This is a genomic window from Anaeromyxobacter terrae, assembly GCF_022690685.1.
Classification (GTDB): domain Bacteria; phylum Myxococcota; class Myxococcia; order Myxococcales; family Anaeromyxobacteraceae; genus Anaeromyxobacter; species Anaeromyxobacter terrae.
Map to the genome: position 1 here is coordinate 1 of NZ_JALCYY010000136.1, position 1,743 is coordinate 1,743.

Sequence of the window (1,743 nt, forward strand, 5' to 3'; positions counted from 1 at the left end):
GGGCGCGCCGGCGCGCGGGGCGGCGGCCGGGGCCGGCGCGCCTCCCGCGTCGGCCTTCTCGAACGAGTCCCACTTCGAGTCGCTCGTGCCCGACACGCCCGAGACGCGCAGCGCGAAGTCGTCGGGGTTCGTCGCCTGGCGGAGCGCCTCCTCGTAGCTGATGAGGCCGGCCTTGAGCAGGGACATGAGCGACTGGTCGAACGTCTGCATCCCGTAGGACACGTGTCCCTGGGCGATCGCGTCCGGGATCTCCTTCGTCCGGTCCTTGTCCTCGATGAGCTCGCGGACGCGGGCGGTGGCGAGGAGCACCTCGATCGCGGGCACGCGCCCCTTGCCGTCGGCGCGCGGCACGAGCCGCTGGCTGATGACGCCGCGCAGGACCGACCCGAGCTGCAGGCGGACCTGCTTCTGCTGGTAGGGCGGGAACGCCGAGATGATGCGGTTGATGGTCTCGGTCGCGTCGAGCGTGTGGAGCGTCGACATGACGAGATGGCCGGTCTCCGCCGCGGTGAGCGCCGTCTCGATCGTCTCGAGATCCCGCATCTCTCCGACGAGGATGACGTCGGGGTCCTGGCGCAGCGCGCTCTTCAGCGCCTGGCCGAAGCTCATGGTGTCGACGCCCACCTCGCGCTGGTTCACGATCGAGCGCTTGTCGCGGATGAGGAACTCGATCGGATCCTCGATCGTCATGATGTGGCAGGTCTCGGTGGCGTTGATGTGGTCGATCATCGCCGCGAGCGAGGTGGACTTGCCGGAGCCGGTCGTGCCGGTGACGAGGACGAGGCCGCGCTGCTCCGCGGCGATCTTCTCCAGCACCTTCGGCAGCATGAGCTGCTCGATCGTCTGGATCTTGAAGGGGATGACGCGCAGCACGACGCCGATCGTCCCGCGCTGCTGGAAGACGTTCACGCGGAAGCGGCCGAGGCCGGGCACGCCGTAGGCGAGGTCCACCTCGTTCGTCTGCTTGAACTTCTCCTTCTGGTAGTCGTTCATGATCCCGACGGCCATCCGCCCGATCTCCTCGGGCGGGAGGCGGCGCGCGTCCTTCAGCGGCAGGAGGGCGCCGTCCACCCGGAACATCGGCGGCAGCCCCGCCTTGAGGTGGATGTCCGAGGCGCCGCCGCGGAGCGCGACCTGCAGGATCTCGTTGAGTTCCATCGCGCACGGAGCGTAGCACCGGGATCTGGGCGGATCCATTGCCGGGTCCGAGGGACGGGGCGGCCGATTCCGTGCGATTACGCCGATGTAGGCGAGCGTGAGCGGCCGTCGGCAGGCGCCGGGGCGCCGTCCGCGAGCGCCGCGACGTCGCGCCGCCGGCGGAGCAGCTCGCGCAGCGCGCCGCGGCGGGCGAGGGCGGAGACCCCGCCCACCGCGAGGCTCGCCCCGATCATCGCCGCGTGCGTGAGCACCGCGAGCGCGGCCGCGTCGTCCGGCGCCGCCCCGAGCCTGCGCGCGGCCCACGCGGCGAGGCTCCAGTAGACGCCGGTGCCGACCGGCAGGCCCGGCGTGAGCTGACCGAAGGTGATCACCGCGACGAGGACCGCCCCGCCGGCGATCCCCGCGTCGACGCCGAAGGCCGCGAGCGGGATCGTGTACGCGGCGGCGGCGGTGAGCGCGGGCGCCACGGCGACGAGGAGCGCGAGCCCGAGGCGGGCCGGGCTCCCCACCCCCGCGAGCCCCGCGCCCAGCGCCCCGAGCGCCGCCCCGAACCGCGGGAGCCGCCGCGCGAGGCGCGCTCCGGCG

Annotated in this window: 1 protein-coding gene and 1 pseudogene; both read right to left on the reverse strand. The window is 73.0% G+C overall.

Annotation, left to right across the window (positions count from 1 at the left end):
• The coding region (locus MNY62_RS25465) for a type IV pilus twitching motility protein PilT (protein WP_242347130.1) at nt 1-1,158 on the reverse strand (1,158 nt) is incomplete at its 3' end.
• Between the two features lie 77 nt (nt 1,159-1,235).
• Nucleotides 1,236-1,743 (reverse strand): annotated as a pseudogene (locus tag MNY62_RS25470) (lysylphosphatidylglycerol synthase domain-containing protein); the annotation flags it as partial.